We start from the raw sequence: 3,157 nt of genomic DNA on the forward strand, positions 1-3,157 counted from the left end.
AAGCGGCGCTCCCACGGGCTGATCACGTCGAAGAACTCGCGGTACTCGGTTTCCTTGATCGCGCTGTAGGTCTGGATGAAGTGTTCGCCGAACAGGTCCACCAGCGGCGCACAACCCATGAGCTTTTCGATCGCGTCGTCCAAATGACGCGGCAGCTGGTGCGGCTGTTCGTAGGCGCTGCCCTTGAGCGGCTCGCTCGGTTTCAAGCCCTGTTTCATGCCCAGATAGCCACAGGCCAGGCTGGCCGCAATCGCCAGGTAGGGGTTCACATCCACCCCGGCCAGGCGGTTCTCCACGCGCCGGTCTTGCGGGCCCGAGTGCGGCACGCGCAGACCGCAGGTGCGGTTGTCGTAGCCCCAGCTCAGGTTGATCGGTGCCGAGGTGAAGCGTGAGAGCCGCCGGTAGGAGTTGACGTAGGGCGCAAAGAACGCGGTGGCTGCGGGCAAGTAGGTCTGCAGGCCGCCGATGTAATGGAAGAACGCGTCGGAGGGTTCACCGTCGGCTTTGCTGAAGATGTTCTGTCCGCCGTCGATGGCCACCACGCTCTGGTGAATGTGCATCGCACTGCCAGGCTGGCCCTGCATGGGCTTGGCCATGAAGGTGGCATACATCTCGTGGCGGATCGCCACCTCGCGGATGGTGCGTTTGAACAGAAAGACCTGGTCGGCCAGCGGCAGTGGGTCACCGTGGTCGATGTTGATCTCCATCTGTGCCGTTCCCATCTCGTGGATCAGCGTGTCGAGCTGGATGCCCTCGGCCTCGCACCAGTCGTACATCACATCAAAGATGTCGTCGTACTCGTTGATGGCGTCCATCGAAAAGCTCTGCATGCCGGCCTCGGTGCGCTTGGTGCGGCCCACCGGTGGCTTCAGCGGAATGTCTTCGTTGGGTTCCACCTGCACCAGGTAGAACTCCATCTCGGGCGCCACCACCGGCTTCCAGCCTTCGTCTTCGTAGAGCTTGAGCACGCGGCGCAACACGTTGCGCGGCGACAGCGCAAACGGCGTGCCGTCGAATGCAAAACAGTCGTGGATGATCTGCGCCGTGGGCTCCTTGGCCCAGGGCACCGGACGCAGCGTGTTGGGGTCGGGCTTCAAGAGCATGTCCGGGTCGGCCACCGAGGTGAAGTCCTTCTCGGGGTAGTCGCCGGTCACGGTCATGGCCAGCACCGCCTCGGGCAGGCGCAGGCCCACGGCCGGGTTGTATTTGTGGCGCGGCACGATCTTGCCGCGCGCCTGGCCCGCCATGTCGGGGATCAGGCATTCGACTTCGGTGATGCGGTGTTCGTCCAGCCATTGCTGGATGCGATGGGCGTCGGCGGGGGAGGTGATGTCGGCCATGGGCGTGGGGGTGTTGAGAAGGTGGCGCCACTGTAAGCCCACGCCCCGCCCAAGCCGAGGCCGCTTCTCAGCCGGTGAACAGCGCCACGTTGCCGCCGGCGGCGGTGGTGTTGATGGTCAGGGTCTGCTCGGCGCAGAAGCGCAGCAGGTAGTGGGGCCCGCCGGCTTTGGGTCCGGTGCCGCTCAGGCCTTCACCTCCGAAGGGTTGCACGCCCACCACGGCGCCGATCATGTTGCGGTTCACATAGACGTTGCCCACGCGCGCCGCACCCGCGAGCGCCAGAGCGCGGCTGTCGATGCGCGTTTGAATGCCCAGCGTGAGGCCGTAGCCCAGCGCGTTGATCTGCTGCATGACGGCCATCGGATCACCGCCCCAGCGCACCACCTGCAGCACCGGGCCGAAGATCTCCTGCGTCACCTCGGCGATGGAACCCACCTCGAACATCTGCGGCGCGATCACGTGCAGCAGCGCGTGCGTGGCGCGGCGGCTGCCCAGCAGCGGCCTGGCTTCGCTGTGCAGGCGCTGCACGTGGCGCGTGATGCCATCGAAAGCCTCGGCGTCGATCACCGGACCCAGGTCGGTGGCCAGATCGGACGGGTCGCCGGCCACCAGTTCCTTCGCGGCGCCTTCGATCATCTCGATCACGCCATCCGCAATGGCTTCGTGCACACACAGCAGGCGCAGCGCCGAGCAGCGCTGGCCGGCGCTGCGAAAGGCGCTCTGCACCACCGCGTCGGCCACCTGTTCAGGCAGTGCCGTGCTGTCGACCAGCATGGCGTTGATGCCGCCAGTCTCGGCGATCAGCGGGATGATCGGGCCGTCCTTTGCGGCCAGTGCGCGCTGGATGATCTTGGCCACTTGCGTGGAGCCGGTGAACACCACACCGGCGATACCGGGCTGAGCCACCAACGCGGCACCCACCGTTCCACCCTGGCCATGCAGCAGTTGCAAGGCGCCAGCGGGCACACCCGCCGCATGCAACAGCTTCACCGCTTCGAGCGCAATGGCCGGCGTCTGCTCGGCCGGCTTGGCCAGCACCGTGTTGCCGGTGGCCAGCGCCGCAGCCACCTGGCCGGCGAAGATGGCCAACGGGAAGTTCCACGGGCTGATGCAGACCCAGGCGCCTCGGCCTTCCATGCGCAGGGTGTTGCTTTCGCCGGTGGGGCCGGGCAGCGTCTGCGGCGCCATCACGCGCTCGGCATCGTTCGCGTAGTAGCGCAGGAAGTCGATGGCTTCGCGCACTTCCGATACGGCGTCGCCCCAGCCCTTGTGGGCTTCCTTCACCAGCAGGGCGCACAGGCGCGGCAGCTGATGCTGCATCGCATCGGCCGCGCGACGCAGCGTGGCCGCACGCTCGGCCACGGGGGTGTGGTTCCAGCCGGCAAACGCCTGCACGGCCTTCACCACAGCGGCTTGCGCTTCTGCGCCCGTGGCCTCGGGCACGGTGGGCAACACCAGCGCGGCGTGTGCGGCCAGCAGCGGTTCGCGGTGTGCCACCACGGCAAGATCGAGACCCAGGCTGTTCGGGCGCTTCGAACCATAGAGCTCGGGCGGCAACGGCAGCGTGGAAGTCATGACGTCGGGCTTCGACTGCTCCAACGGCGAGAGCAGCAGCTCGTCCATGCCCACCGATTCGTCATTGAGCTGGTGCACGAACGATGAGTTGGCGCCGTTCTCCAGCAGGCGGCGCACCAGGTAGGCCAGCAGGTCGCGGTGCGCGCCCACAGGGGCGTAGACGCGGCACGAGACAGCCGGGTTCTTCAACACCTCGCGGTAGATGCCTTCGCCCATGCCGTGCAGGCGCTGCAGTTCAAAC

The 3,157-nt window shown here is 66.6% G+C and carries 2 protein-coding genes; both read right to left on the reverse strand.

What is annotated here, in order from left to right; genetic code table 11:
* A partial coding sequence (locus tag Q0C59_RS12820; protein WP_291216104.1) for a glutamine synthetase family protein occupies positions 1-1,340 on the reverse strand: 1,340 nt, incomplete at its 3' end.
* A gap of 67 nt (positions 1,341-1,407) precedes the next feature.
* Positions 1,408-3,157: L-glutamate gamma-semialdehyde dehydrogenase (locus tag Q0C59_RS12825; protein WP_291216107.1), on the reverse strand; the 1,750-nt coding region annotated here is incomplete at its 5' end.

Source organism: Hydrogenophaga sp. (assembly GCF_022844385.1).
Classification (GTDB): domain Bacteria; phylum Pseudomonadota; class Gammaproteobacteria; order Burkholderiales; family Burkholderiaceae_C; genus Hydrogenophaga.